General features: G+C 63.6%; 24 protein-coding genes. 15 read left to right on the top strand and 9 right to left on the bottom strand.

Features of this window, described 5'->3' with window-relative positions; genetic code table 11:
- Together PIN31009_RS00610 and PIN31009_RS00615 are read left to right on the top strand one after the other, a co-directional pair.
- Positions 1-2,157 carry a type I secretion system permease/ATPase gene (locus PIN31009_RS00610; protein WP_150788973.1) on the top strand — a complete coding sequence of 719 codons (2,157 nt, stop codon included), beginning with the start codon at positions 1-3 and terminating at the stop codon, positions 2,155-2,157.
- Positions 2,154-3,536: an HlyD family type I secretion periplasmic adaptor subunit gene (locus tag PIN31009_RS00615; protein WP_150788974.1), complete on the top strand. Its 1,383-nt coding sequence runs from the start codon at positions 2,154-2,156 to the stop codon at positions 3,534-3,536. Before PIN31009_RS00610 ends, PIN31009_RS00615 begins: the two co-directional genes overlap by 4 nt.
- Positions 3,537-3,579: 43 nt before the next feature.
- Here the strand turns inward: PIN31009_RS00615 and PIN31009_RS00620 are convergent, their stop codons facing one another.
- The 5 genes from PIN31009_RS00620 to PIN31009_RS00640 all read right to left on the bottom strand — a co-directional run bounded on the left by PIN31009_RS00620 (position 3,580) and on the right by PIN31009_RS00640 (position 8,844).
- Entirely contained in the window at positions 3,580-5,451 is a 1,872-nt protein-coding gene (locus PIN31009_RS00620; protein ID WP_150682627.1) for a methyl-accepting chemotaxis protein, read from the bottom strand.
- Between the two features lie 246 nt (positions 5,452-5,697).
- Entirely contained in the window at positions 5,698-7,179 is a 1,482-nt protein-coding gene (locus PIN31009_RS00625; RefSeq protein ID WP_246185462.1) for an MFS transporter, read from the bottom strand.
- Positions 7,180-7,271: 92 nt separating this feature from the next.
- On the bottom strand, positions 7,272-7,751 hold the full coding sequence (locus PIN31009_RS00630) for a low affinity iron permease family protein (RefSeq protein WP_150788975.1): 480 nt from the start codon (positions 7,749-7,751) through the stop codon (positions 7,272-7,274).
- 79 nt (positions 7,752-7,830) lie between these two features.
- On the bottom strand, positions 7,831-8,469 hold the full coding sequence (locus tag PIN31009_RS00635) for an ABC transporter ATP-binding protein (protein WP_150788976.1): 639 nt from the start codon (positions 8,467-8,469) through the stop codon (positions 7,831-7,833).
- A 105-nt stretch (positions 8,470-8,574) separates the two neighbouring features.
- Entirely contained in the window at positions 8,575-8,844 is a 270-nt protein-coding gene (locus PIN31009_RS00640; RefSeq protein ID WP_058376673.1) for a metal/formaldehyde-sensitive transcriptional repressor, read from the bottom strand.
- A gap of 177 nt (positions 8,845-9,021) precedes the next feature.
- On the opposite strand from PIN31009_RS00640, the gene PIN31009_RS00645 reads away from it, so the two are divergent.
- The 5 genes from PIN31009_RS00645 to PIN31009_RS00665 all read left to right on the top strand — a co-directional run bounded on the left by PIN31009_RS00645 (position 9,022) and on the right by PIN31009_RS00665 (position 13,558).
- Positions 9,022-9,897 carry a nickel/cobalt efflux protein RcnA gene (locus PIN31009_RS00645; protein WP_150788977.1) on the top strand — a complete coding sequence of 292 codons (876 nt, stop codon included), beginning with the start codon at positions 9,022-9,024 and terminating at the stop codon, positions 9,895-9,897.
- A 127-nt stretch (positions 9,898-10,024) separates the two neighbouring features.
- Positions 10,025-10,729 carry a cysteine hydrolase family protein gene (locus PIN31009_RS00650; protein WP_150788978.1) on the top strand — a complete coding sequence of 235 codons (705 nt, stop codon included), beginning with the start codon at positions 10,025-10,027 and terminating at the stop codon, positions 10,727-10,729.
- Positions 10,730-10,771: 42 nt separating this feature from the next.
- Positions 10,772-11,668 carry a LysR family transcriptional regulator gene (locus PIN31009_RS00655; RefSeq protein ID WP_150788979.1) on the top strand — a complete coding sequence of 299 codons (897 nt, stop codon included), beginning with the start codon at positions 10,772-10,774 and terminating at the stop codon, positions 11,666-11,668.
- Between the two features lie 331 nt (positions 11,669-11,999).
- Complete coding sequence (locus tag PIN31009_RS00660) at positions 12,000-12,860, top strand: class I SAM-dependent methyltransferase (protein ID WP_150788980.1); 861 nt, start codon at positions 12,000-12,002, stop codon at positions 12,858-12,860.
- Positions 12,861-12,985: 125 nt separating this feature from the next.
- On the top strand, positions 12,986-13,558 hold the full coding sequence (locus PIN31009_RS00665) for a DUF1993 domain-containing protein (RefSeq protein WP_150788981.1): 573 nt from the start codon (positions 12,986-12,988) through the stop codon (positions 13,556-13,558).
- Between the two features lie 44 nt (positions 13,559-13,602).
- Here the strand turns inward: PIN31009_RS00665 and PIN31009_RS00670 are convergent, their stop codons facing one another.
- Entirely contained in the window at positions 13,603-14,481 is an 879-nt protein-coding gene (locus tag PIN31009_RS00670) for a LysR substrate-binding domain-containing protein (RefSeq protein WP_087690569.1), read from the bottom strand.
- Between the two features lie 178 nt (positions 14,482-14,659).
- Here PIN31009_RS00670 and PIN31009_RS00675 point away from each other — a divergent pair, with 178 nt between their 5' ends.
- The 7 genes from PIN31009_RS00675 (at position 14,660) to metC (ending at position 21,484) form a co-directional block, all read left to right on the top strand.
- Positions 14,660-15,487: a transporter substrate-binding domain-containing protein gene (locus PIN31009_RS00675; protein WP_150788982.1), complete on the top strand. Its 828-nt coding sequence runs from the start codon at positions 14,660-14,662 to the stop codon at positions 15,485-15,487.
- A 15-nt stretch (positions 15,488-15,502) separates the two neighbouring features.
- Positions 15,503-16,195, top strand: coding sequence for an amino acid ABC transporter permease (locus tag PIN31009_RS00680; RefSeq protein ID WP_150682638.1), 693 nt, complete (start codon positions 15,503-15,505; stop codon positions 16,193-16,195).
- 4 nt (positions 16,196-16,199) lie between these two features.
- Complete coding sequence (locus PIN31009_RS00685) at positions 16,200-16,892, top strand: amino acid ABC transporter permease (RefSeq protein WP_058376682.1); 693 nt, start codon at positions 16,200-16,202, stop codon at positions 16,890-16,892.
- 58 nt (positions 16,893-16,950) lie between these two features.
- Positions 16,951-17,718, top strand: a complete 768-nt coding sequence (locus PIN31009_RS00690; protein WP_150789594.1) for an amino acid ABC transporter ATP-binding protein — start codon at positions 16,951-16,953, stop codon at positions 17,716-17,718.
- 93 nt (positions 17,719-17,811) lie between these two features.
- Entirely contained in the window at positions 17,812-18,402 is a 591-nt protein-coding gene (locus tag PIN31009_RS00695) for a cysteine dioxygenase family protein (protein ID WP_087690563.1), read from the top strand.
- A gap of 197 nt (positions 18,403-18,599) precedes the next feature.
- The gene (locus tag PIN31009_RS00700) at positions 18,600-20,213 is read left to right on the top strand and encodes a rhodanese-like domain-containing protein (RefSeq protein ID WP_150788983.1); all 1,614 of its coding nucleotides are present in this window, start codon (positions 18,600-18,602) and stop codon (positions 20,211-20,213) included.
- Positions 20,214-20,296: 83 nt separating this feature from the next.
- Entirely contained in the window at positions 20,297-21,484 is a 1,188-nt protein-coding gene (gene metC / locus PIN31009_RS00705) for a cystathionine beta-lyase (protein WP_150788984.1), read from the top strand.
- 11 nt (positions 21,485-21,495) lie between these two features.
- Here metC and PIN31009_RS00710 read toward each other — a convergent pair whose 3' ends face one another.
- The 3 genes from PIN31009_RS00710 to PIN31009_RS00720 all read right to left on the bottom strand — a co-directional run bounded on the left by PIN31009_RS00710 (position 21,496) and on the right by PIN31009_RS00720 (position 23,127).
- On the bottom strand, positions 21,496-21,819 hold the full coding sequence (locus PIN31009_RS00710; protein ID WP_150682642.1) for a DMT family transporter: 324 nt from the start codon (positions 21,817-21,819) through the stop codon (positions 21,496-21,498).
- A gap of 4 nt (positions 21,820-21,823) precedes the next feature.
- A complete protein-coding gene (locus PIN31009_RS00715) occupies positions 21,824-22,465 on the bottom strand; it encodes a glutathione S-transferase family protein (protein ID WP_150788985.1) in 642 nt (213 codons plus the stop codon).
- A 203-nt stretch (positions 22,466-22,668) separates the two neighbouring features.
- Positions 22,669-23,127, bottom strand: coding sequence for a MarR family winged helix-turn-helix transcriptional regulator (locus PIN31009_RS00720; protein ID WP_058376688.1), 459 nt, complete (start codon positions 23,125-23,127; stop codon positions 22,669-22,671).
- Positions 23,128-23,228: 101 nt separating this feature from the next.
- On the opposite strand from PIN31009_RS00720, the gene aceE reads away from it, so the two are divergent.
- Complete coding sequence (aceE, locus tag PIN31009_RS00725) at positions 23,229-25,925, top strand: pyruvate dehydrogenase (acetyl-transferring), homodimeric type (RefSeq protein ID WP_150788986.1); 2,697 nt, start codon at positions 23,229-23,231, stop codon at positions 25,923-25,925.
- Positions 25,926-25,948 lie beyond the last annotated feature (23 nt).

Here is a 25,948-nt window from a genome sequence, read left to right on the forward strand (position 1 = left end):
ATGCCAACGCATTCCGAACCGCAGACCGTCGACGCTGACGCAACCGCCCGCGACAGTGCCGTCGAGAGTGTCGTCATTCTGCTGAGTTTTTTCCGCCTGCCGGCCAATGCCGCACAGCTTCACCGTGAACTCGCGGGCGACGAGGTCAATGCCGCGCAACTGGTGCGTCTGCTCCGCCGCCTCGGATTGAAATCGCGGCAGGTGAGTGTCCTGCCCGCACGTCTCGAGAAGACACCGCTGCCTGCGATTGCCGTCATGCGAGACGGCACGTTCATGCTGCTGGGCAAAATCGCGGAGGGCTTGGCGGTGGTGCAGGACAGTTGCAGCGGGCAGGTGCTCGCGCTGCCGCTCGCCGAATTCGAAGCGCGGGCCACCGGTGAGCTGGTACTGGCCACACAACGCGCCGCCATGCTGGGTGCGGGCGGCAAGTTCGACATCGCGTGGTTCTTGCCCGCGTTCATGAAATACCGGCGGCTGATCGGTGAAGTGCTGCTGATCTCGCTGTTTCTGCAACTGTTCGCGCTGATCTCGCCGTTGTTCTTTCAGGTGGTGATGGACAAGGTGCTCGTGCATCAGAGCATGAGCACGCTCAAGGTGCTGGTGATCGGGTTGGTGACCGTCTCGGTGTTCGAGGTGGTGATGGGGGGCTTGCGTACGTATATTTTCTCGCACACCGCCAATCGAATCGACGTAGAGCTGGGCGCTAAGTTGTTCAGGCACCTGCTGGCGCTGCCGATCGCGTACTTTCAGTCGCGCCGTACCGGCGAGACGGTCGCCCGCATACGTGAGCTCGACAGCATTCGCGAATTCATCACGAGTTCTGCGCTCACTTTAGTGATGGACCTGCTGTTCACCGTGGTGTTTCTGGTCATCATGTGGATCTACAGTCCGTGGCTCACGATGATCGTCGTGGTCTCACTGCCTTGCTACGTGTTGATCGCCGTGCTCGTCACCCCCGTATTGCGCGCACGTGTCGAAGAGAAATTCCGGCGCGGTGCCGAGTCGCAGTCGTTTCTGGTGGAGTCGGTGAGCGGCATTGAAACGCTCAAATCGATGTCGGTCCAGCCGCAGGCGCAAAGCCGTTGGGAGACCTTGCTTGCGGCCTACGTGCGGGCGAGTTTTCGCACCGCCAATCTCGGCAATATCGCCGGTCAACTGGTGCAACTAGTCTCGAAGCTGTGCAGCGCGACGTTGCTGTATCTCGGCGCTATGAAGGTGATCGGCGGCGAGTTGACCGTAGGCCAACTGGTGGCGTTCAACATGTTCGCGAATCACGTCACGGCGCCTGTGCTGCGTCTCTCGCAACTCTGGAACGATTTTCAGCAGGCACGCATTTCAGTCGATCGTCTGGGCGATATTTTGAACAGCCCGACCGAGCCGGGGTACAACCCGGGGCGGGCGATGATGGCGTCGATTCAGGGCGACGTGACGTTCGAGGGCGTGACGTTTCGCTATCGGCCCGACAAGCCCGAAGTGCTGCACGGCGTCACGCTGGCCATTCAGGCCGGACAGACCGTGGGCATCGTCGGCCCGTCGGGGTCAGGAAAAAGCACACTGACCAAACTCGTGCAGCGTCTTTATGTGCCCTCGGCGGGGCGCGTGGTGATCGACGGCGTCGATCTCGCGATGGTTGACACACACTGGTTACGCACGCAGATCGGTGTGGTGCTTCAGGAGAACTTGCTGTTCAACCGCTCCGTGCGCGAGAACATCGCCATGGCCGATCCTGCCATGCCGATGGAGCGCGTGATCGACGCAGCGAAGCTTGCCGGCGCCCATGAATTCATTCTCGGGATGTCGCACGGCTATGACACATCGATCGAAGAACGTGGTGTGAATCTGTCGGGCGGTCAACGCCAACGCATCGCCATCGCGCGCGCACTGGTGACCAATCCGCGCATCCTGATTCTCGACGAAGCCACCAGCGCACTCGACTACGAGTCGGAGAGCATCATTCAGCAGAACATGCGGGCGATCTGTGCGGGCCGTACGGTGTTGATCATTGCCCACCGCTTGTCGACGGTTCGCAGGGCCGATCGCATCATCACGATCGAAGCGGGCACGGTGGTCGAAGACGGCACGCATGACGAATTGGTCGCGCGAGGCGGCCGCTATGCGCGCCTGTGCAGCATTCAAGCCGGGGAGATCGCGGCATGACGTCGCTGCAACGTATGACGTTATGGTGGAAAGCGTTGACCGCACGCTGGCAGAAAATCCCGGCACACGAGCGTGAATTCTTGCCTGCCGAACTGGAAATTCTCGAAACCCCCGCCTCTCCGGCGGGCCGCACGGTAGCGCTACTGATCATGGTGCTGTTCTGCGTCGCGCTGGTCTGGTCGATCGTGGGGCGCGTCGATATGAACGCCGTCGCGCAAGGCAAGGTGGTGCCGCTCGGGGGGACCCAGTCGATCCAGCCGTTCGAGATTGGCATCGTGCGCAAGATTCTGGTCGACGACGCGCAACAGGTGAAAAAGGGCGACCTGCTGGTCGTGCTCGACAGCGCGGAGGAACACGTCGACCTGCTGCAACTTGAGCGGCAACTGACCACGGCGCAACTCGATGCCGGCGAATTGCAGGCGTTTCTCGCGACATTGGAGGGGCAGGTCAGCCCGTCGGCATGGGAGGCGCAGAGGAGCAACACCGCGCAGGGGGAACGTGCCCGCAGCCTGCTGGCGTCACGTCAGGCGGTCTACCGCGCCAAGGTCGCATCGGTGGCCGCGCAGCGTGCTGAAGATGACGCGATGCTCGCTGCCAGCGCCAGCGAAATCGAGCGGCTGAAAGTGCGGCGAGAAGTATTGGCGAGCAAAGAGCATGCGCTCAAGACGTTGCTCGAACACGACGGCGTGGCGCGTTTGAAATGGCTCGAAGCGGAGCAGGAACTCGCCGAGAACGACCAGACGCTCAATGCCGAGCGTCAACGCAGCCGGCAGCATCGTGCCACGCTGTCTCGTCTGGCGGAGGATCTGAATCAGGCGCGCGCCGAGTTTCGTCGCGAGGCGCTGACCGAACTCACCAAAGCCAACGATCAGATTCGCGAGGCGCAGTTGAGTATCGATCGGTATCGGCAGCGAGAGCAGTACCGGTTTTTGCGGGCCCCCGTGGACGGCACTGTGCAGCAACGCGCCATTCACACCGTCGGGGGCGTGGTTCAGCCGGCGCAGACGCTGATGATCGTGGTGCCGCACGACGTGCCGATGGCGGTCGAGGTCAAGGTGCTCAATCAAGATGCTGGCTTCGTCAAACCCGAGCAGACCGTCACGTTGAAGATCGAGGCGTATTCGTACACCAAGTACGGCACGTTGACGGGCACGGTGGAGAGCGTCTCTCAAGACGCCGTGAATGACGAAAAGCTCGGGCCGGTGTACTTGGCGCGCATCCGGCTGCCACGCGCCCCTGTGAGCCACAGCGGGCACGCGCTGCGCATTCAGACGGGCATGGCCGTGACAGCGGAGATCAAGACGGACGAGCGTCGCGTGATCGACTACCTGCTCTCGCCCATCGAAGAAGTGACGTCGGAATCGTTCAGGGAACGATAGAGGCCGGCCCCCGGCCCCCACGGCCCCGCGCGGTTGCGGCGATTCAGGCAGCCAGTCGTTGCGGTGCAGCGCTACCGACGCGCGACAGCGCCGGTGCCTGCGCCACGCGCGGCTCTTCGCGCAAGCGGAAGAGCGCGACCGTCTCGGCAAGCATGCGCGCCTGCTCGCTGAGCATCGCCGAGGCCGCCGCCGATTCTTCCACCAGCGCGGCGTTCTGCTGCGTGGCCTGATCCATTTCCGAGACCGAGCGGTCGATCTGGCTGATGCCTGTGCTTTGCTCGGTCATCGCGCCGTGAATCTCGCTCACCAGTCGCTGCACGCGGGTGATGCCGTTCACGATCTCGCTCATCGTGTTGCCGGCCGCCTGCACACGCTCGGTGCCGCTCTTCACGTTCTGCACCGAGGTTTCGATCAGCGCCTTGATTTCCTGCGCGGCGGCGGCGCTGCGTTGAGCCAGCGTGCGCACTTCTCCGGCCACCACGGCAAAGCCCCGGCCCTGCTCGCCCGCACGCGCCGCTTCCACGGCGGCGTTCAACGCCAGAATGTTGGTCTGGAACGCAATGCCGTCGATCACGCCGATGATTTCCGTGATGCGTTGCGACGATTGCGTGATGGCGCCCATCGTCGTCACCGCATCGGTCACCACCTGACCGCCGCGTGCCGCCGCGGCACTGGCGTCGTTGGCGAGACGCGTGGCGTGCTCGGCGGTGTCGGCCGTCTGCTTCACGCTGGAAGTGAGTTCGGTCAGTGCCGACGACGTCTCCTGCAACGACCCCGCCGATTGCTCGGTGCGTTGCGACAGATCGCGGTTGCCCATCTCGATCTCGCTCGTGGCCGACGTCATCGACGCGACACCGGAGCGCACGTCGAGCATCACGGCACTGATCTTGTCGACGAACGCGTTGAACGACTTCGAGATTTGCGCGACTTCGTCATGACCGTCCACATTCAGGCGTTGCGTCATGTCGCCATCGCCCGAACCGATCGTGTCCATCGCATCGCGCACGACCGACAGGCGCTTGAAGGCACGCGACGTGAAAAGCGACGCGATGACCAGCGCGATCAGCGTGAGCACGACCAGCGTAATGACGGTGGCACCCAGCACGTGGGTCAGACCGGCGGTCGCTTCGGCGCGGTCGAGCGCGACGACCAGATACCAGTCGGTGCCCGGGATGCGCTTAGCCTTGAGCAGCTTGGGCGCGCCGGCGAGCGTCATTTCCACTGGCTTGGCATCGTCGCCGGCCATACCGGCGAGCGAGTCGGCGGTGAGCGTGGCGGCCACGTCGGTCGACGGCTTGAGCGAGAACTTGCTGTCGGGGTGCGCGATCACCTGACCGTCGCTCGCCACTACCAGCGCCAGACTGGCCGGCGTGGGATGCACCGCTTTGATGATGTCCTGCACGCCCGTGAGTGCCACCGCACCGCTCACGACACCGGTAATCTGCCCGTCGCGCAAAATCGGCGTGGTGAAGGCGACATACGGGATGCCCGTCGACGAATCGCCGTACGGCTTGGTGACCACCAGCTTGCCGGCGGCCACGGCGCTCTTGTACCAAGGGCGTGCCGTCGGATCGTAATCGGGCTGCGTGACGGCGGTGGAGAAGAACGTCTTGTCCGACCAGCCAACGCTGGTGATCGGGAAATCGTTGGTCTTGCCAAGCAGCTTGACGAGGCCGCCGGGGTCGCCCTTTTCCACGACTTGCGCGGTGGCGTTCACGGCGGTCGCCTTATCGGTGGACCAGCGCTCGATGGTGCTCGCGTTGCCGTTAGCCACGGCCGCGAGGGTGTGAGCGATGCTCGTCATCATGCTGTCACGCACGATCACATAGGTCGTGATGCCAGACAGAATCAGGGCGCCGACCACCGTCAGGCAGGTGATCAGCAGAATCCGGGTTCGCAACGAAGTGACTTTCATAAGCGGTCTTCGATTGGCCCGCGCACGAGCCGTTGAGAGAGGGGAACCGTCGCGATGGGCGATGGCCCCCGCTGACGCACTCAAACACTACTGGTCTACTCTCTCGGCTTACGGCGCAATCCGGTGACAACTTTAATGAGCGCAGATCAATGCGCGTCAGGCCGGGCTCAATCGGGCCGGCGTAACTTTCCGATGCTTACGGCAGCGGCCCCCTTCGGCCCCCTTCGGCACCGCGACGGTGCACACCTACGCCATCCGCCGCCCTGCCCGCCGAACGACGCGCCACCACAGCGGCACCATCCCGAGACTGACCACGGCCGCCAGCGCGAGCGCTGAGCGCAGGCCCGCCTCAAACGGGTGCAAGGTCGCCAGCAGCGAGCCGAAGGTGGCAACGCCGAGCGCGGCACCCGCCTGACGTGCGGTGTTGAGTACCGCTGCGGCGACGCCTGCGCGTGCTGCGGGGACCGTTTCCAGCGCTGGCGCGGTTGCGATAGGCGAAACAACGCCCGACGCCAGACCGATGGCCAGCATTGGCAAGATTGCGAAGCCGTAGGCCATGTCACCTGTCACGAACCACAAACCCAGCGCCCCGGCCGCATATCCGCCAAAGGCCACGATCATCGGCCAGACCGGGCCGAACCTCGTCGCGATTCGCCCGGCCAACAGACTGCCCGCCGCCACCATGACCGTCATCGGCAGCAATGCCACGCCGGTTTGCAGTGGCGAATAGCCGCGCGCCTGCTGAAAGTGCAGGCTGACGACAAACAACAAGCCATAGAAGACGAAGGCGGAGGCCATCGATGCACACGTCGAACCCGAGAAGACGCCGTGGCGGAATAGCCCCAAGGGCAACATCGGGTGCGCGTGCACCGTTTCGATGCGCAGCAGAATGGCCCAAGCGAGGCAGGTCGCGATGATGCCGCCGACAATGACGGGCGAGGTCCAGCCGAGGGTGTGTCCTTCGATCAGCACACCCACGAGCGTGCCGAGTGCCACGACGCCGCAGACGAGTCCCAGCAGATCGACGGGCTTGCCCGGACCGGAGATGGCACTCCCCCGGTCTTCTGTGATGCGCCATGCCATCGCCATGCCGGCAAGGCAGATCGGCACGTTCACGAAGAACACGCTGCGCCAGTCGAACCAATGGATCAACACGCCGCCCACGAGCGGACCGGCGGCCATCGCGATGCCACCGAGACCGACCCAGCGCCCGATGGCGCGCGCACGCGCTTGCGGGTCCGGGGTGGCGTCGCGAATGAGCTTGAGCGAACACGGCACCAGCAGTGCCGCACCGATGCCTTGTAACGCGCGTGCGGCGATCAGTATGTCCGGTGAGTCCGCCAGCGCACAGGCCAGCGACGCGAGCATGAAGAGTCCGAGCCCCGCGAGATAGACGCGTCGCGCACCCCATCGGTCGCCCAGCGTGCCCCCGGTGAGCAGCAGGCTGGCGAACATCAGCGTGTAGGCGTTGACCACCCACTGGAGTCCCGCCATCTGCACGTCGAACGCGACGCTCAGTCGCTCGAGCGCAACGTTGACGATGGAGGTGTCGAGCAAAACCACGACATAGCTGATGCAGGTCGCCGCGAGCACACGGCGGCGCGCGATGTCGGCTCCCATGTCGGCTGCGATGTCGACTGTTATGTCGGCGTCACCGCCGGTGTGAGGGGATGTGGCGTGTTCGATGCCGACACTGTCGGCGAGAGGCAACTCGCGATGGGCGCGCATAGCCGGCTTTCCTGTGAGGATGATGGCCGGAGTCTACGGGCGCGCGATCGCGGAATGTTTCTACGTGTCGTGAAGTGTCGACATCACTTAGATCACTCACGCCCTTTCGGGCTACCGGTTTTGCCGTCACCGGTACTGTTGTCGCCGCCATCGGTATCGTCGTCGCCGACAAACGGCGAACCGGTATCGACGCGGCCATCGCGAAGGGCCTTTCGTGCGGCTTCCGCGAGTGCTTCGTAGCGATTGCGAAAGCGCACCAGTTCCTTTTCGTCGAGTTCTTCCAGATCGAGCAGCGCGTTGTGGGCACCTTCCATGGCGCGGATCAACTCGTCGAGCTTGATCTGCATCGCGGCGGTATCGCGGTTCTGCGTGTTTTGAATCAGGAAGACCATCAGGAACGTGACGATCGTGGTCGACGTGTTGATCACGAGTTGCCACGTATCGCTGTAATCGAAGAGCGGGCCGGTGGCGGCCCATACGATGACGAGCCCGACCGCCAGCACGAACGATGCCGGCCGGCCGGTCACCGAGGAAAGGTAGCTCGAAAACTTCGAAAACCACTTGTCACCCATGACCATCTCCCGAGAACGGATCGATGGCGCGATGATGGCACAGTCACCCGCCGCGCGGGCGTCTCTGTGCCCGGGGTGCTCAGCGAAGGTTTGCGGCTTCGGGTGAGGAGAAGTCGGCGAAGCTGACGGTTCTCGCGTTGCAGGCTTCGGTGAGCTCGGGATCGTGACTGGAGAAAAACACGCAGCGATCTTTGCCGAGCATGGTGAGCAGGTCGATCAACACGGCACGCGCGGCGGCGTCGAGACCGTTGCCCGGTTCGTCGGCGACGATCACGCGCGGGGCGCCCAGCAGCGTCGCGCTGAGAAAGAACTTGCGACGTGTGCCCAGCGACATCTGCTCGAAACGCTTCTCCATATGCGGCGCGAGCCCGAAGCGGTTGGCCAGATCCAGCACGGTGTCGTCGACGCTCACCTTCTTTTCGGACGCCACCATGTCGAGGAAGGCGCGGCCGGTCTGAACCGGGTACGCGAGGCAATCGTCGGGCACATAGGCCAGCGCGGATTTTGCGGCGAGCGGCGCGTCGCGCAACGCGTGGCCGTCGAGCCAGACGCCGCCCGCGTCGGCATCGATCGTTCCCGCGAGAATGCCGAGCAATGTCGACTTACCGCTGCCGTTTTCATCGCTCAACGCGATGCATCCGGCGCCTGCGCGGAAGTGCAGATTTTCGAAGAGCGTGCGGCTGCCGAAGCGTTTGGTGAGATGTTCGAAGCGAAGCATGGAAGAGTCGGTGAGCAGATCAGGGGGCGAGATAGTGCTGCTTGAAGATAACCCAGAGGATGACCTAGAGGATGACCCAGCGCGCGGCGAGTGCGGGGAGGCAGGTCATTTCAGATAGGTCTTGATGACATGCAGCATCGGGGCCATTTCGGTCTCCCGCTGCGCCTGATCGGGTTCGTTGACCAGATGGTCGACGAGGTGGCCTTCGATGACGGCCGCCATCAGCCCGTTGACCGCGCCGCGAATGGCCGCGATCTGTTGCAGGATTTCGACGCAGTCGCCCTCCTGATCCAGTTGGCGCTCAAGCGCCTGCGCCTGCCCTTGGATGCGGCGAACCCGTGCCAACAGCTTGTTCTTGTCTCGAATCGTATGCACGTCTGGCCGCGCTCCTGTAGATGCCGGGAAATCCGTGAAAAAAATGCTAACACAAATATACTGGTGGGGAGTATATTGGCGGCAGTCGCGGGTGGCCGTTTCGGGCCACGTTCCGACTCGCTCCGTCGAATAGCGACCGCGCTGTTCGATCTTCCCCGTCTGTTCGCGAGCTGTCTCATGACTGATTTCTCGACCCTCCTTCAGCAAGGCAACGCCTGGCTGTTCATTCCGAGCGCGATCCTGCTGGGCGCGCTGCACGGGCTCGAGCCCGGGCATTCCAAAACGATGATGGCGGCGTTTATCGTCGCGATTCGCGGCACGGTCGGGCAGGCGGTGCTGCTCGGCTTGTCGGCGACGGTCTCGCATACCGCAGTGGTGTGGCTGGTGGCGATGGCCGGCCTGTACTTCGGACGCGGCTGGGATGCCAACGCGACAGAGCCGTATTTCCAGTTGGCGTCGGCGGTACTGATCGTGTTGATCGCGTGCTGGATGTTGTGGCGCACGTGGCGCGACAACGCTCGGGCCCGCGCCCACAATGCTGGCCACGAGCCCGGGCACGTTCACACCGGACATGTGCAGCATCAGAACCTGAGCCGCGTCGCCCACACCTACGCCCATGCGCAGCCCGCACAAGGGCGTGTAGCGTCGGGGATGGCGACCACCGAGTATCAGGATGCCCACGAACGTGCCCATGCCCGCGACATCGAGAAGCGCTTCGGCGATCGCAATGTCACCACAGGGCAGATCGTGATGTTTGGCGTGACGGGCGGTCTCGTGCCGTGTCCGGCGTCGATTACGGTGTTGCTCCTGTGCCTTCAGCTCAAGCGCTTTGTACTGGGTGCCGGGCTCGTGTTGTGCTTCAGCATCGGGCTGGCCCTCACGATGGTCGTCTCCGGGGTATTGGCGGCGCTGAGTGTGCGGCACGTATCGCGACGCTGGCGTGGTTTCGGTGAATTCGCGAGAAAAGCGCCGTATTTCTCGGGCGCGCTGATCATTCTGGTCGGCCTGTACGTCGGCTATCAGGGCGCGTCGCATCTCTGGTTCAACGGCTGAGCCGGTCAATCCTCTGCGTCGATTAGTGCGGTCGGCAAACAAATCCTGTGCGGCGGGGCGGCTGGTCGACGCCCTGCCGCGTCCCTAGACTGGGAGCCTCGATTGTTTCCGATAGAGGATTCCGCACATGACGCACTTTCTGCTTCGCACGCTCAAACTGGCCGCGTTGGGTCTTTCGCTCGGTGCCGCCACCGTTGGCGCGGCACCCGCGTCGGAGGCCGCTGCGCATCCGACCATCCGCACGATGCTCGGCGCGACGCCGTTGGATCATCTCGATCCGAAGCGCACGGCGCTCCTCGTGATCGATTTCCAAAACGAATATTTCACCGGGCGCATGCCGATTCGCGACGGTGCCCGGGCTATGGAAAACGCCAAGCAACTCATCGCGTTTGCCGACGAAGCGAAGATTCCCGCGTTCCAGATTCAACACGTCGCACCCGCGGGGGCCGCTGTGTTTGCGAATGACGGGTCAACGGTCGCGTTCGTGCCGGGGATGGCGCCGCGTGCACACGACACGGTATTGCAGAAAACGACGGTCAGCGTGTTTGCCAGCACCGATCTCGACAAACGGCTCAAGGCAAAGGGCATCGATACGCTCATCATCGCCGGTCTGATGACGCATGCCTGCGTGGCCGGCGCCGCGCGGGATGCCGTGCCGTTGGGCTATACCGTCGTGGTAGCATCGGACGCCACCGCCACCCGGGACATCACGCGTGCCGACGGCTCGCAAGTGTCGAGCGATGCGTTGCACCGCGCGGCGCTCGCCGAAATCGAAGACACTTTCGGCGATGTGATGACCACCGACGGCATTCGCCGGCTGCCGCTGCGTTGATGGCGGCCCCGTTCCCGTTCTGACCTGCTCACGACATCCGTCATGGATCAATTGCTGGCAATGCGCATCTTTTGCACCATCGTCGACGCCAAGGGTTTTTCGGCGGCGGCGGACGTGCTCGGCATGTCGCATTCCAGCGTGTCGCGGCAGTTGAAGCAGACCGAGGCGGCGTTGGGCGTGCAACTGCTCAATCGCACCACGCGGGGTTTCACGGTGACCAGTGCCGGGGAGCGTTATCACCGGCATTGCCTCGATATCCTGTCGCGCGTGGATGCCATGACGCATGCCATGTCGAGCGAGCGCGAACAGGTGAGCGGTGCGTTGCGTGTGACGGTGCCGTTAGCCATCGGCACGTTGGAGTTGGCCGACTGGTTGCCGGCTTTTCAATCGCAATATCCCGATATCGCCTTGACGTTGTCGTGCAGCGACCAGTTCGTCGATCTCGTCGCTGAGCGCTTCGATGTTGCATTGCGCATCAGCGCGGCACCGCTGGCCGATAGCAGTCTGATGGCGAAGCTGCTGACGACGTCGGATACCGTTATCGTCGCCTCACCGGCGTATCTCGCCCAACACGGCTTACCGTCGATGCCCGCAGATCTGGTGAGCCATCGACGCCTCGCGTCCGTGCGGCCGGGGCAAGCGGCGGAGTGGTCGATGACCGACGCCGCGGGCGAGCTGCATCGCGTGCCGGCTGCGGGTGGATTCACCAGTGACGCGATTCCCGCGCTGTTTTCTGCGGCGCTCGCCGGTGCGGGCATTGCCGCGTTCACCGAGCGCACCGTGCGCACCGAACTCGCACGAGGCACGCTCGTCCGGGTGCTGCCGCAGTACCGCATGGGGGCACATCACTACTACGCGCTGTATCCGCGTACGCGCCACGTCAACCCGCGAGCGCGCGCGTTCATCGACTTCATGGCGGGGCACTACGGCCGTCGGTAACTGGACTTCGGCGACTTCGGTGACTTCGGCGACATCGCCACGATGCCGAACCCGCCGTTCAGCAGAAGATATCGACCGTTTGTGCGAGGAATTTGGCCACCGGGGCGAGCCGTGCTGCTGCCGAACCCACTGCCACCAATCCGTCCAAGAGAGCCATCCAGGGCATATCGACCTCCACTATTCGGTTTCATCGGTCTCGCGTTTTCGCGAGTTGATTCAACGATACCGGGCGGGACGTTCCGTGCAAACTGAGACAAATCACAGTGACGGCCGGCTATGCCAGAATTGAAGCCTCTGCCAGCCCGGCATCGCTTGTGCGAGGCATCTTCCCATGACGGATTCCCACGACATTGCACCGGAAAGCACGGCCGCGCGCGTTGCGCTGTGGCGTGGCCTTCACCGTGAAATCGACGCCGCCCCGCCGGTACTCGACGACGCTATCGGCCTGAAGCTGCTAGACCCGCCCGCCGACTGGCGCGAGCGGGGCGACATGAATCCGGCATTCACCCGCCCGTTTCGCGCGTCTATCGTGGCCAGAGCCCGATTCATCGAAGACCTTGTCGTAAGCGAAGCGCAACGCGGGGTGCAGCAATATGTGATTCTCGGCGCCGGGCTCGACAGCTTTGCGCAACGGCGCCCCGATGTCGCGAAGCGCCTGACGATCTTCGAAGTGGACCGTCCGGGGCCGCAGCAATGGAAGCGCAACCGGCTCGTCGAACTCGGCTACGGCGTGCCCGACACGCTACGGTTCGTGCCGGTGGACTTCGAGGCAGGTCAGTCGTGGCGCGACGCGCTGCTGCATGAAGGCTTCGACGCCCACAAGCCCGCCGTCGTCGTCTCGACCGGCGTGAGCATGTACCTCACGCGTGAGGCTAACGCGGCAACGTTGCGCGAGGTGGCGGCGTTTGCGCCGGGCTCCACGTTTGCGATGACCTTTCTGTGGCCGCTGGCGATGGCGGACGCCGATGTGCGTCCCGGGCTGGAAATGGCGGAGAAAGGCGCGCGCGCGAGCGGCACGCCGTTCATCAGCTTCTTCCAGCCGGACGAGATGATGGCGCTGGCGACGGAAAACGGCTTCAAGACGGCGCAGCACGTCAGTGCCCATACGCTGACGCAACGCTATTTTGCGCATCGCAGCGATGGCTTGCGTCCGCCCGGGAATGCCGAAGACCTGTTGGTCGCGACGACTTGATTCACCCGACCGGACGGCTGACCGCAGCGCGCATTCTGATCGGCGAAACCGGCGCTATCGCGCTATGCTTCGCGCGGCGGCAATACCTGCCGTCACCGCTTTGAGCCAATCACCGGAGTTTTCGCATGACGTTGACCGAGCTGCTTGTCCCCACGCTGTCGCAGATGCTGCGCGCGTTGTCTAATTGGCTGGATAAGGCCGCAGAATACGAACGCTCAGCGGGTAAAGACCCCAACGCGCTGATGACGTTGCGTCTCGCCCCCGACATGTATCCGCTCGCCGCCCAAGTGCGCTTCGTGAGCTATCAGGCGATGGAGCCGGCTTATCGACTGCGCGGAGAAGCCGTGGCCGAGGCGGCGCTCGATGTGCAGCGCGAAGGCTGGAATGCCAACCAGAAGCCGGGCACGTTTGACGACGCCAAGGCTTGCCTCGCGCGTTCACTCGCGTTTCTCGACGCCCTGCCGCCGGGCGCACTCGACGCGGGCAAAGACCTCACCGTGTCGCTCTCACTGCCGAACGGCGTCGTGTTCGACATGACCGGCGATCAGTACGCGCGCGACTGGCTGCTCGCCCAGTTCTACTTCCATATCAACACGGCTTACGGCATCTTGCGTCACCACGGCGTCGAACTCGGCAAGGCCGACTACGTGCCGCATGTGCTGGCTTATCTGCGTCCGGGCACGGCACCGCAGGCATAAGCCATTAGCATCGCCCCCTCACGCCACGCGCGCCTCACCGTCCATTACTCTCCGATCAGAAACGGCGGCCCGAAGCGCGTGGCGATGTGTTCGGTCGACTCGAACAGCTCACGCAGCACCTGACTCGTGCACGTGGGCTGCACATACAGATAGAACGCCACATCGGGTAACCGGGGCAGACCGTCCGCCTCCGAGAGCACGCGCATATTGGCGTCGAGCAGTTCGGTGGTGCGCGCGGTGATGCCAAGCCCCGCACTGATCGCGGCCTTGATGCCCGTTAGCGTGGGCGAATGGAAGCTGGTTCGCCACGCAATACCGGCCGCATTGAGCCGTTCGATGGATAACCGCCGGAACAGGCTCAATTCGTCCGCCATGACGAGCGGCACCGGCTCGGCGGCATTGAAGATGAAGTCGTCCGCACAGATCCAGACCATCGGCGACGTGCGCAGCTTAATGCCCGGAAACCCTTCGTCATAGCGTGTCGAGATCGCCAGATCGAGCTCCTTGTCGCGCAACGCGTCCATCAGGTGCGGGCTGCGCCCGACGATGATTTCCAGTTGCAACTCGCCGGACAGCTTCGACAACCGGCGCAGCATACTCGGCAGTATCGAGTCGGCCACATCGTGCGGCGAGCCGATGCGCAGCTTCTCCGCGGGCCCGCGCGTGTGCATGACCTGCACCGCCTGATCGTTGAGCGCGAGAATCTTGTTGGCATACGCCACCAGCCGCACGCCATCGGCGGTCATCGTCTTCTGACGCCCCTGCTTTTCGAACAGCGGGCAGCCCATTTCCTGCTCCAGCCGCTGCATCTGCTGCGTGATCGCCGACTGGGTGCGGCCCACGCGCGTGGCCGCTGCCGCAAAGGTTTCGTGCTGGGCAATCGCGACGAAAGTGCGCAGTAGATCGATATCCAGATTTCGCATGAGGTTCCGTGTCGATACTTCAGAGTTGCTAATGTATCTGGGATAAAAATTAAATTGTTCTTGCAGATTTTGGTCGATAACCTGCATAACACTCAAGCAATATTTATGTGACCGAGGGCAGATCACTCCCCCGCTAATGGATCCCCTCAAACGGTCCAACCCAAGGAGACTCAGGATCATGTGGCAACGACACCTTGCAGCCGCGCTGTTCGCGACCCTCGCCATGACGGGCCTCGCGCACGCCGACCAACTGGCTGACATCAAGGCGCGCGGCACGCTCGTTTGCGGCACGCAGAACGCCAGCGAGCCGTACGCGTTCCCCGATGCCGCCACGCGCAAGATCGTCGGCTTCGACGTCGACGTGTGCAGCGCGATCGCCAAGGGTCTCGGTGTGAAGCTGGAACACCGTGCGCTGTCGACCGATGCCCGTATCGCTGAGTTGAAGACACGCCGTGTCGACGTGCTGGCCGCTGCCGTCGCGTGGATGCCCGCACGCGCCGCACAGGTCGACTTCAGCGATCAATACTTCGTTGCCCCGATTCGCGTGCTGGTGCGCGCCGATTCGCCGATCCAGACGCTGGACCAACTCGCCGGCAAGAAGATCGCTGCCTCCGAAGGCTCCAGCTCCGCGGCAGTCTCAGTCACGCGCCTGCCCGACTCCAACCTGCTCACGTTCCACGACATCTCGTCGGCGTTCCTCGCGCTGAAACAAGGCAAGGTGGAAGGTCTCGTCGCCGGTCAGCTGATTCTGGCGCGTTTTGCCAGCGACGCCGCCGCCAAGGGTGAGACGCAGCAATTTCGCCTGCTGACCAAGCCGGTCTACGAAGAGCGCTGGGGTGTGGTGACCAACAAGAACGAGCCGGCACTAATGGCAGCGGTCAACAAGATCCTGCTCGACTATGACAAGACCAACGGCTTGCAGGACAGCTTCGACAAGTGGCTGGGCGCCAAGTCCGTCTACAAGTTCACGCGCGACTACAAGGTCGAGCCGATCAAAGTGCAGTAAGCGAGACGCCCCGCGATGTTCGATCTCTCGTTTTTGCTTGAAGACGGCTACCTGAAGCTGTTTCGCGATGGGGTGCTGACGACGCTGCGCCTGTTCGTGGTCTCTGGCCTGCTCGCGGTCGTGGTGGGCGTGGTGCTCACCACCTTGCGCGCCATGCCGGTGAAGTTGTTTAAGGGCTTCGTGATCGTGGTGGTCGAGTACCACCGCAATGTGCCGGTACTGGTGCAGATTCTCGTGTGGTACTTCGGCGTGCCGCAACTGCTGCCCGATGGCGCGCGTGACTGGATCAATGCCGGCAACACCGAGTTCTTCTTCGCGACGGTGGCGCTCGCGCTCAACGCGGGGGCGTTCATCTCGGAAGACATGCGCTCCGGCCTGCGCGCCATTCCCCACACCCAACAGGAAGCCGCGTGGTCGATCGGCCTGACGTATCTGCAATCGTTTCGCTACGTGATCCTGCCGCAAGGCATTCGCGCGGCGTTGCCCGCCCTGCTCAATCAGGCGCTGCTGCTCTTCAAGAACAGTTCGCTGGCGATGGCTATCGGGGTGCACGAGCTGCTGTATCGCACGCGTCAGATCGATAACCTGACCTTCCGCACATTCGACGTATTTCTGGTGGCGACGATTTTGTATCTGATCGGTACGCTGGCCTTGATGGCGCTCTCCGAGCATTTTGCCAAGCGCCGTACGGCGCCGTCGGGAGTCTGAGGCCATGTTCGAGATTCTTCACGACTATCTCGCGTTGTTCCTCGTCGGCAGCTGGCCTAACGGCCCGCTGGGCGGCGTGGCGGTCACGCTCATCCTCTCGGCGTTGGGGCTGGTGATCTCGTTCCCGATTGCCGTGGCGATCGGTATGGGGCAAGTCTCGCCGTGGCGTTGGCTGCGCCGTGTGATCGGTGTGTGGACGCGCCTCGTGCGCGGCATTCCGCTGCTGATGATCATCTTCTGGGCGTACTTCGCGGTGCCGTTGCTGGTGGGGGCCGAAGTCTCGGCGTTCACGACGGCGGTCTGCGCCATCATCGTCTACGAAAGCGCCTTCCTGTCGCAGATCGTGCGTGCCGGTTTGGAAGGCCTGCCGCGCGGACAGATGGAAGCCGCGCGCTCGAACGGGCTGTCGTGGCTGCAAAGCATGCGCTACGTGCAGTTGCCGCAGGCGCTCGCCAACATGCTGCCGTCGATCGTCAATCAGTTCGTGTCGATCATCAAGGCGACGTCGCTGGCTTACGTCATCGGTGTGCCGGAGCTGACGTACTCGGCCGCGCAGGTGAACACGATCACGTTGACCAAGCCGCTGCAAACGTTCCTCGTGCTCGCAGCATTCTATTTCGTGGTGTGTTTCGCCATCTCGCGCTTCGCCGGCTGGCTGGAGCGTCGCATCGCCCGCCAGCGCGCGGGGTTGGCCTGAGCCCATGAAGCACCCAAGTGAGCACTCAAGTATTCAGAAGGAGAACGCGGCCATGACCATGCTCGCATTCGAGAATGTCCAGAAGTACTACGGTGAGCATCACGTGCTCAAGGGCATCGACGCCACCATCGAGCGCGGCGAAGTCGTTGTCGTGTGCGGGCCGTCGGGCTCGGGCAAGTCGACGCTGATCCGCACCGTCACCCGGCTGGAAGCGATTCAGCAGGGACGCATCCTGTTCGAAGGCAAGGACGTGACGGCGCGCGACGTGAAGCTCAACCAGTTGCGTGCGCGCATCGGCTTTGTGTTCCAGAGCTTCAACCTGTTTCAGAACCTGTCGGTGCGGCAGAACCTGATTCTCGGCCCGACGAAGGTGCTCGGCATGTCGCGCGATGAAGCCACGGCGCAAGCCGAAGCGCTGCTCGCGAAGGTGGGCCTCGCGCACAAGATCGATGCGATGCCGGCCAACCTGTCCGGCGGGCAACAGCAGCGCGTGGCGATTGCGCGCGCGCTGGCCATGAAGCCGCCGCTCATGTTGTTCGACGAGCCGACGAGTGCGCTCGATCCGGAGATGGTGCAGGAAGTGCTGCAAGTCATGCGCGCCCTCGCCGACGAAGGTCTGACGATGATGATCGTCACGCATGAGATGGGGTTTGCCCGCGACGTCTCGAGCCGCGTCTGGTTCATGGATCAGGGTGAATTGCTCGAAGACTCACCGCCGGCGGAGTTCTTCAGTCAGCCGAAGCACGCGCGTGCGCAGCGGTTCCTGCAAGACGTGCTGCGTCCCCAACCGTTCGTGAGCGTGCCCCGCGACGCGGTACCGGCCTGATACCCCATAACGATAAAACACACACGCGACACTGCCCCAGTCAGCTGTTTTCGGGCACATCCATAACAAAGCTTCACGGAGAACACCCTCACCATGTCCACGCAAACCGAACAACGTCAGGCCGTCGTGGCCGATGCCATCGCCGCAATGAAGGCAGCACTGGCCCCGGCGGGCGAGACGCGCCCGGCACTCGCTGCCGTGCTCGAACAGGTCAAATCGCTCGCCGCGCGCACCGCGCTGTGGAACGACGCCGATTTCCCGCCGCCGAACGACGGTGAGCTGCAAGCGCGCTATCTGATTCACGAAGATGCCGACCGCACCTATGCGCTGTATCTCAACGTGATGCGCCCCGGCAAGAAGATCACGCCGCACAACCACACCACGTGGGCGTGTATCGCGGCGGTCGACGGCACTGAATACAACTACGTGTATCGCCGCACCGACGACGGCGCGACGCCCGGCGTCGGCACGCTCGAAGTGAGCGACACCGTCGTGGTCGACCCGGGGCATGGCATTGCGCTCGCTTCGGAAGATATCCACGCCGTGGAGATCAAGGGCGAAGCCCCCATTCGCCATCTGCACATGTACGGCCGCGCTCTGGAGACGCTCACCGAGCGCATCACGTTCGATCTGGATAAAGGCACGTATCAGGTGATGGACATCGGCGTGAAGACACGTCGATAAGCGCAAACACTCACCGATAAAAACCGCCGCCTGCGTGGTGCGCTGAGCGCCTGACGCGGCACCGGCGGCGGTAATTCCTGACGGCGCGAGCGAATCTCGCGCCCCCCGCATCACACCGCCCTGACCGGCGGTGCGGGCTCGCTCATCCCTACGTTTCGGCAAACGCCGCGACGAACTTCGAAAACTGACGCTACGCTATGACCTCGTTCACTCCTTCATTCGTGCCGGCCGCCCAGCTCAAGGACTGGCTGCACGACGGCGCCGAGATTGCCGTCTTCGACGTGCGCGAGCACGGCCAGTACGGCGAAGCCCACCTGTTCTACGGCGTGACGCTGCCCTATAGCCGCCTCGAACTCGATATTCCCCGGCTCGCGCCGCGCCGCGATGCGCGCGTGGTGGTCTATGACACCGATGCCACGGTCGCCGTGGAGGCAGCCGCACGTCTGGCGGCGCTTGGCTACACGAACGTGCATGTGCTGGAGAACGGCACCCAAGGCTGGCAACAAGCGGGTTATGCGTTGTTCGCCGGGGTGAATGTGCCGTCGAAGACGTTCGGTGAACTGGTGGAATTGGCGTATCACACGCCGCGCGTGACCGCGCGTGAACTCGCCGCGATGCGCGAGCGCGGCGACGAGGTCGTGATTCTCGATGGCCGCCCCGTCAACGAGTATTTGAAGATGACGATTCCGTCGTCGATCTGCTGCCCGAACGGCGAGCTGGGCTACCGTATTCGCGAACTGGTACCGAACCCGCAAACGCCCATCGTGGTGAATTGCGCCGGGCGTACCCGCAGCATCATCGGCGCGCAGACGCTCATCAATCTCGGCATTCCGAACCCGGTGATGGCGCTCGAGAACGGCACGCAAGGCTGGTACCTCGAAGACCTGCCGCTCGAACACGGCAGCACGCGCCGTTATCCGGAGGCCGTGGCGCCGTCGAACGTCGCCCAGATGCAGGAAGCCAGCGATGCGCTGGCCGAGCGCTTCGCCGTGCCGGAAATTGACGCAGCGACGTTTGCCGAGTGGGCTGCCGACGCGTCGCGCTCGCTGTACCTGTGCGACGTGCGCACGCCCGAAGAATTCGCCGCCGGCACGTTGCCGGGCGCGCAGCACACGCCGGGCGGCCAGTTGATTCAGGCGACCGACCAATATGTGGGCGTGCGTCATGCCCGCGTGGTGCTGTTCGACAACGACGGCGTGCGCGCACCGATCGTCGCTAGCTGGCTGCGTCAGCTGGGTCACGACGCCTGTGTGTTGCGCGATGGACTCGACAGCGGCGTATCGCTGGCCGCCACGACGCCCGCGTTCGACATCACGCTTCCGGAGATCGATGCCGCTGCGCTCGCCGGGTCGCTGGCTGACGACAGCGTTACCGTGATCGACGTGCGCCCGAGCATGAGCTACCGGCGCGAACATATTCCGGGATCGCACTGGGCGATTCGTCCGCACCTGCCGCAGTTGCCGGCAGCGCATAATGTCGTGCTCGTGGCCGATGAGCGCGGCGTTGCCGAATTGTTCGTGGCCGACTGGCGCCGCGCCCATCCTGCCGACTCGCGCACGTTCTCGCTGCTGGCTGGCGGGTTCAAGGCGTGGACGGCGGCGGGCCAGCCGGGCATGAGTACGCCCGACCTGCCGGCGGATGCCGAGTGCATCGATTACCTGTTCTTCGTGCACGACCGCCACGACGGTAACAAGGCGGCCGCACGTCAGTATCTGGCGTGGGAGACGGGCCTGCTCGCCCAGCTCGACGAGCAGGAGCGCGGTGCTTTCCGCATTGGCGCTATCGGCGGTATCGCCGCCGCCGCTAAGTAATTGCAGTCGCAGTGCCTGTGCGTGCGCGGCCCGGTCGCGCACGCGACGAATCCGACCTGCCGGTCATTGCCAACGCCCTGATCATGTCCCGACAAACGCCCCCCCAACGTCTTGCCACCCGTCTTGTGAAGGGCGGCACGCACACCCCTGTCGTCGGCGGCCGTGCCGTCAACCCGCCCGTGGTGCGCGCGTCCACCGTGTTGTTCGACTCGATGGACGATCTGAACGATGCCCGTCGCCGTCGCAGCACCGAACGCATGTTCACCTACGGCGCGCGCGGCAATCCGACCGGGTTTGCACTCGAAGACGTGGTGGCTGCGCTCGAAGGCGGCTATCGCACGCGGCTTTTCCCGACCGGGCTGGCGGCGATCTCGATGGTGTTTCTCGCTTACGTGCGCCCCGGCGATCACGTGCTGATCGCCGATTGCGTGTATCAGCCGCTGCGGCACTTCGTCGAGACATTCCTCAAGCCGTGGGGCGTGCATGTCACTTACTTCCGCGCCGATGGCAGCGATGTCGGTGAGCACATGACCGCCCGCACGAAGCTGGTGTACGTGGAAGCGCCGGGTTCGCTCGTCTATGAAATGTGCGACATCCCCGCGCTGGCCGATCTCGCTCACCGTCACGGGGCGTTGCTGGTGGCCGACAACACTTGGGGATCGGGCGTGCAATATCGTCCGCTGATGCTTGGTGCGGATGTATCGGTGATGGCGGCGACGAAGTATCTGAGCGGGCACTCCGACGTGATGATGGGCACCGTCACCACCACCGAGGAAGTCTGGCAGACGCTCTCGACGATGGCCGATGCGCAGGGCGTGGCCGTGAGCCCGGACGATGCTTATCTCGTGCTGCGCGGCACGCGCACGCTGGCGGCCCGCCTGCAAATGCACGAGCGCCACGCGCTGGAAGTTGCGCACTGGCTGGAGAGTCAGCCCGAGGTGGCGCGTGTCTTCTGTCCGGCCCTGCCCTCGCACCCCGGGCATGACCTGTGGCAACGCGATTGTCTGGGCACCAACGGGCTGATCTCGTTCGAGTTCGCGAACGCTACGGCTTTGCAGGCAGACCGCTTCGTCGATTCGTTGACCCTGTTCGGTATCGGCGCGTCGTGGGGCGGCTTCGAGAGTCTGGCGACCGTGTCGAATGTTGCCGGCACGCGCACCTGTGAGGACTGGTCGACGGCCGGGCCGATCGTGCGGCTGCACATCGGTCTGGAAGACCCACAGGATCTGATGGACGATCTGGCCGCCGGATTCGCGCAAATGCCGGCGTAACGCCGCGTTCTTTAGCCCTCGCCTCCCGTCATGCGCAGCCCTGCAATGCCGAGAATCGCGAGGGCGAGGAAGCCGCCGCGCGACCATGTCAACGCTTCGCCGAAGACCATCACACCGATAACGACCAGACCGATGGTGCCGATGCCCGTCCAGATGGCATACGCCGTGCCGACCGGCAGCGTCTTCAACGCCAGCGCCAGCAGATAGATGCTGGCCAGCGCCGCGGCCAGTGCGACGACGCTGGGCGTGACGCGCGTCCAGCCACTATTGAGCTTGAGGGCGATGCCCATCGCAATTTCAAGCGCGGCCGCCAGCAGCAAATATCCCCAAGCCATCGCGTCATTCCTCCTGCGCCAGTGGCACGCCGCGATTCGCGACGATGGCCGCCTGTACGGCTGGCCGTTCGGCAATGGTCGCGAGCCAGCGCCGCATATGCGGAAACGCGGCGATATCGAGGCGCAACTCTTCGTACGTGCGCAGCCACGCGAACGCCGCGATATCGGCGATTGAATAGTCGTTGGTCGCGAGATAGGCGGACTGTGCAAGACGCGCTTCGACCACGCCAAGCAGACGCAGCGACTCCTTGCGATAGCGCTCGATGGCTTCGCGATTGTCTGTTTTCGCGCCGTGTAAAAACCACCACAACTGCCCGAGCATCGGGCCGATGCCACCGATCTGGAAATGGAGCCACTGCTGCACGGCGAGGTGCCCGGCCTCAGTGGCAGGCTGCAAAACCCCCGTTTTGTCCGCGAGGTAGGTGAGGATCGCTCCCGACTCGAATACCGTCTGATCGCGTTCGTGATCGACGATGACCGGAATCTTGCCGTTCGGATTCAGCCGCAAAAACTCGGGCTGCTTCTGTTCGCCTGCCGACAGATCGACGTCGATCTGACGATAAGCCAGCCGGGCTTCATGCAGATACAGGCTGATCTTCAGCCCATTGGGCGTGTTTGCGGTGTACAGCGTGATGGGGTGTGCCATGACGTTCCTCTCGTGGGCGGTCGCCGAATGACTTCAGGAATGATTTCGCGTTAGGGAATTATGGATTGCAATTGCAATCGTTGCAATTGCAATCCTATGCGGTTTCGTTTTGAACCGCAAGCGAGTCATCGGCACGCACACCCATCGGGCGACCGGGGAGGTCGCGAGGCACGTCCAGAGATGGCAGTTGAGGCTTGTGGGCCCTAGCGTTTGCTGTCGGAGAGGAGTTCGAAAGCGGCGGCGCTGGCGCGATCAAGGGCCTCGGCCGTCGGGCGCACGTCTTTCTCGCGGAATTGGCTCAGGAACAGCTCTGCGACCGTGGACTGGTAGACCTTCCACATCTTCTTGCGCAGCGTGCGGCCTTTGTCGGTGATGGTCGCGTAGGCGGCGCGGCCGTCTTCCGGCGAGCGCATCCGCGTCACCAGCCCTTCCTGCTCCAGCCGGTCGATCAGCCGCGTGAGGTTGTAGCGCTCGATGGCGAGCACGTCGGCCAGTTCATGCATGCGGCGGGTGCCGTCCGGCCCGCTTTCCAGCCCCCAGAGCGTGTCGTACCACGCATAGGCCGGCAAGCCAGCGTCGGCCAGACGGCGCTCGATTTCGCGAATCATCGTGCGGTGCGCGCGCACGAAGGAAAACCACAGATCGGGGTCGGTTGAACTCATGAGGGCCCTCGTCAAATTCGAATGTGAGTTGCAGTTGCAATTGTACATGGCTAGAATGGCCGGCAAGACGATTGCAATTGCAACTCACAAGGAGGCATGTCATGACTCAACCGCTGCTGGCGGCGCACGCTGCAAATTCCTCGCCCACGGATATCGACGCGCAAGAGACGCGCGAGTGGCTCGACGCGCTCGACGGCGTGACGCAATACGAAGGCCGCGCCCGCGCGCACTACCTGATGGATCGCCTCGCCGATTGGGATTTCGAGCGTCATGGCGATTACCACGGGCGCGTCACGACGGCGTACGTCAACACGATTCCCAAGTCGCGTCAGCCGGACTATCCGGGCGATCTCGCTATCGAGCGGCGCCTGAACGCCTTCATTCGCTGGAACGCGATGGTGATGGTGTTGCGCGCGGGCAAGCACTCGAACGTCGGCGGGCATATTGCGACGTATCAGTCGGCGGCAGTGTTGTATGACGTGGGCTTCAACCACTTCTTCCGTGGCCGCACCGACACGTTCGACGGCGACATGATCTACATTCAGGGGCACTCCGCGCCCGGCATCTACGGCCGCGCGTATCTGGAGGGCCGCATTACCGAGGCGCAGCTCGATGACTTCCGGCGCGAGGCGGGCCGCGACGGTATTTCGTCGTATCCGCATCCCCGCTTGATGCCTGACTTCTGGCAGTTTCCGACGGTGTCGATGGGGCTCGGGCCCCTCACCGCCGCGTATCAGGCGCGTTTCATGCGCTATCTCGAATACCGCAGCCTCAAGCCGCATCAGGGCCGCAAGGTCTGGGCGTTTCTCGGCGACGGCGAGATGGACCAGCCCGAGTCGCTGGCCGCGATTTCGCTCGGCGGGCGCGAGCGGCTCGACAACCTGATCTTCGTCGTGAACTGCAACTTGCAACGGCTCGATGGGCCAGTGCGTGGCAACAGCAAAGTCATTCAGGAACTGGAAGGCACCTTCCGCGCGGCGGGATGGAACGTCATCAAGGTGGTCTGGGGCAGCGGTTGGGACGCCTTGCTGGAAAAGGACACGCACGGTCTGCTGCGCGAGCGGATGATGGCCTGCGTCGACGGCGACTATCAGACGTTCAAGTCGCAAAACGGTGCCTACGTGCGCGAGCACTTCTTCGGCAAATCGCCCGAGTTGCTGGCGATGGTTGCGCACCTGAGCGACGACGAGATCTGGCAACTGGCCCGTGGCGGTCACGACGCGCTGAAGGTGCACGCAGCGTACGCGCAGGCGATGCGCACCCAAGGGCGGCCGACGGTGATTCTCGCGAAGACGGTCAAGGGCTTCGGCATGGGCGAGGCGGGCGAAGGGCAGAACGTCAACCATCAGTTGAAGAAGATGAGTGCCGATGCCGTGCGCGCGTTTCGAGATCGCTTCGATTTGCCGGTGCCGGACGATCAGCTCGAAGCGATGCCGTACCTCAAGCCGTCGCCGGACAGCCCTGAAGGCCGCTACTTTGCGGCGCGGCTTGCGGCACAGGGCGGAAACCTGCCGGCGCGTTTCGGTCTTCGTGCACCGCTGTCGATTCCGCCGTTGAGTGCATTTGGTGGGCAATTGAAGGACTCGGGCGAGCGCGAGTTGTCGACGACGATGGCGTTCGTGCGCATGCTAACCACGCTGCTCAAAGATCCCGAAATCGGCAAGCGCGTCATTCCTATCGTGCCGGACGAGTCACGCACTTTCGGCATGGAGGGCCTGTTCCGCCAGATCGGTATTCACTCGTATCTCGGCCAGCTCTACACGCCGCAGGATGCCGGGCAGTTGAGCTACTACAAGGAAGCGCGCGACGGTCAGATCTTGCAGGAAGGCATCAATGAATCGGGCGCCATTGCGTCGTGGATTGCAGCGGGCACGTCGTACAGCACGCACGACTTCGCGACGATTCCGTTCTACATCTTCTACTCGATGTTCGGTCTGCAACGGGTCGGCGATCTGGCGTGGGCGGCCGGCGATGCGCGCACGCGGGGCTTCCTGCTCGGCGCGACCTCCGGGCGGACTACGCTCATGGGCGAAGGGCTGCAACACGACGATGGGCACAGCCACGTGCTGTCGTCCGTGATTCCGAATTGCGTGTCGTACGACCCGACGTTCCAGTTCGAGCTGGCCGTGATTCTGCAAGACGGCATGCGGCGCATGTATGCGAACGACGAGGACGTCTATTACTACGTCACGTTGCTCAACGAGAATTACCAGCACCCGGCCATGCCGGAAGGCGCCGAAGCGGGCATTCTCAAGGGGCTGTATCTGTTGCAGGAAGGCGCCGCACCGGTGGCCGACGCGCCTCGCGTGCAACTGATGGGCAGTGGCGCGATTCTGCGCGAAGTCATGGCGGCGGGCGAGTTGCTGGCGAAGGATTTCGGCGTGGCGAGCGACATCTGGAGTGCGACGAGCCTGACCGAAGTGCGACGCGAAGGGCTCGCGGTGGAACGCTGGAATCTCCTGCATCCGTCGCAAATGCCGCGCGTGCCGTACGTGCAGCAATGTCTCGCGCAGCGGGATGGGCCGTTGGTGGTCGCCACCGATTACATGAAGATCATCGGCGATCAGATTCGCCCGTTCGTTTCGGACCGGCGGTTCGTGACACTGGGCACGGATGGTTTCGGCCGCTCAGATACGCGCGAATCGCTGCGGACGTTCTTCGAAGTGGATCGGCATTTCATCGTGCTTGCGGCACTCACTGCGCTGGCCGACGAAGGCAAGCTGCCGCGTGAGCGTGCCGCCGAGGCCATCGTCAAATACGGTATCGATCCGGAGAAGCTGGACCCGGCGTCGGTGTGACGTGTGACGTGTGGCGCGCCGTC

The sequence above is a fragment of the Pandoraea iniqua genome (assembly GCF_902459685.1).
In the GTDB taxonomy this organism is placed as follows: domain Bacteria; phylum Pseudomonadota; class Gammaproteobacteria; order Burkholderiales; family Burkholderiaceae; genus Pandoraea; species Pandoraea iniqua.

Coding starts and splice junctions, on each gene's coding strand:
- PIN31009_RS00685 (WP_058376682.1), top strand. CDS start 16,200: ATGTTCGAGATTCTTCACGACTATCTCGCGTTGTTCCTCGTCGGCAGC.
- PIN31009_RS00715 (WP_150788985.1), bottom strand. CDS start 22,465: ATGGCACACCCCATCACGCTGTACACCGCAAACACGCCCAATGGGCTG.
- PIN31009_RS00630 (WP_150788975.1), bottom strand. CDS start 7,751: ATGGGTGACAAGTGGTTTTCGAAGTTTTCGAGCTACCTTTCCTCGGTG.
- PIN31009_RS00690 (WP_150789594.1), top strand. CDS start 16,951: ATGCTCGCATTCGAGAATGTCCAGAAGTACTACGGTGAGCATCACGTG.
- PIN31009_RS00620 (WP_150682627.1), bottom strand. CDS start 5,451: ATGAAAGTCACTTCGTTGCGAACCCGGATTCTGCTGATCACCTGCCTG.
- PIN31009_RS00660 (WP_150788980.1), top strand. CDS start 12,000: ATGACGGATTCCCACGACATTGCACCGGAAAGCACGGCCGCGCGCGTT.
- PIN31009_RS00675 (WP_150788982.1), top strand. CDS start 14,660: ATGTGGCAACGACACCTTGCAGCCGCGCTGTTCGCGACCCTCGCCATG.
- PIN31009_RS00720 (WP_058376688.1), bottom strand. CDS start 23,127: ATGAGTTCAACCGACCCCGATCTGTGGTTTTCCTTCGTGCGCGCGCAC.
- PIN31009_RS00615 (WP_150788974.1), top strand. CDS start 2,154: ATGACGTCGCTGCAACGTATGACGTTATGGTGGAAAGCGTTGACCGCA.
- PIN31009_RS00665 (WP_150788981.1), top strand. CDS start 12,986: ATGACGTTGACCGAGCTGCTTGTCCCCACGCTGTCGCAGATGCTGCGC.
- PIN31009_RS00650 (WP_150788978.1), top strand. CDS start 10,025: ATGACGCACTTTCTGCTTCGCACGCTCAAACTGGCCGCGTTGGGTCTT.
- PIN31009_RS00680 (WP_150682638.1), top strand. CDS start 15,503: ATGTTCGATCTCTCGTTTTTGCTTGAAGACGGCTACCTGAAGCTGTTT.
- PIN31009_RS00635 (WP_150788976.1), bottom strand. CDS start 8,469: ATGCTTCGCTTCGAACATCTCACCAAACGCTTCGGCAGCCGCACGCTC.
- PIN31009_RS00670 (WP_087690569.1), bottom strand. CDS start 14,481: ATGCGAAATCTGGATATCGATCTACTGCGCACTTTCGTCGCGATTGCC.
- PIN31009_RS00700 (WP_150788983.1), top strand. CDS start 18,600: ATGACCTCGTTCACTCCTTCATTCGTGCCGGCCGCCCAGCTCAAGGAC.
- PIN31009_RS00655 (WP_150788979.1), top strand. CDS start 10,772: ATGGATCAATTGCTGGCAATGCGCATCTTTTGCACCATCGTCGACGCC.
- PIN31009_RS00695 (WP_087690563.1), top strand. CDS start 17,812: ATGTCCACGCAAACCGAACAACGTCAGGCCGTCGTGGCCGATGCCATC.
- PIN31009_RS00610 (WP_150788973.1), top strand. CDS start 1: ATGCCAACGCATTCCGAACCGCAGACCGTCGACGCTGACGCAACCGCC.
- metC (WP_150788984.1), top strand. CDS start 20,297: ATGTCCCGACAAACGCCCCCCCAACGTCTTGCCACCCGTCTTGTGAAG.
- PIN31009_RS00645 (WP_150788977.1), top strand. CDS start 9,022: ATGACTGATTTCTCGACCCTCCTTCAGCAAGGCAACGCCTGGCTGTTC.
- PIN31009_RS00625 (WP_246185462.1), bottom strand. CDS start 7,179: ATGCGCGCCCATCGCGAGTTGCCTCTCGCCGACAGTGTCGGCATCGAA.
- aceE (WP_150788986.1), top strand. CDS start 23,229: ATGACTCAACCGCTGCTGGCGGCGCACGCTGCAAATTCCTCGCCCACG.
- PIN31009_RS00710 (WP_150682642.1), bottom strand. CDS start 21,819: ATGGCTTGGGGATATTTGCTGCTGGCGGCCGCGCTTGAAATTGCGATG.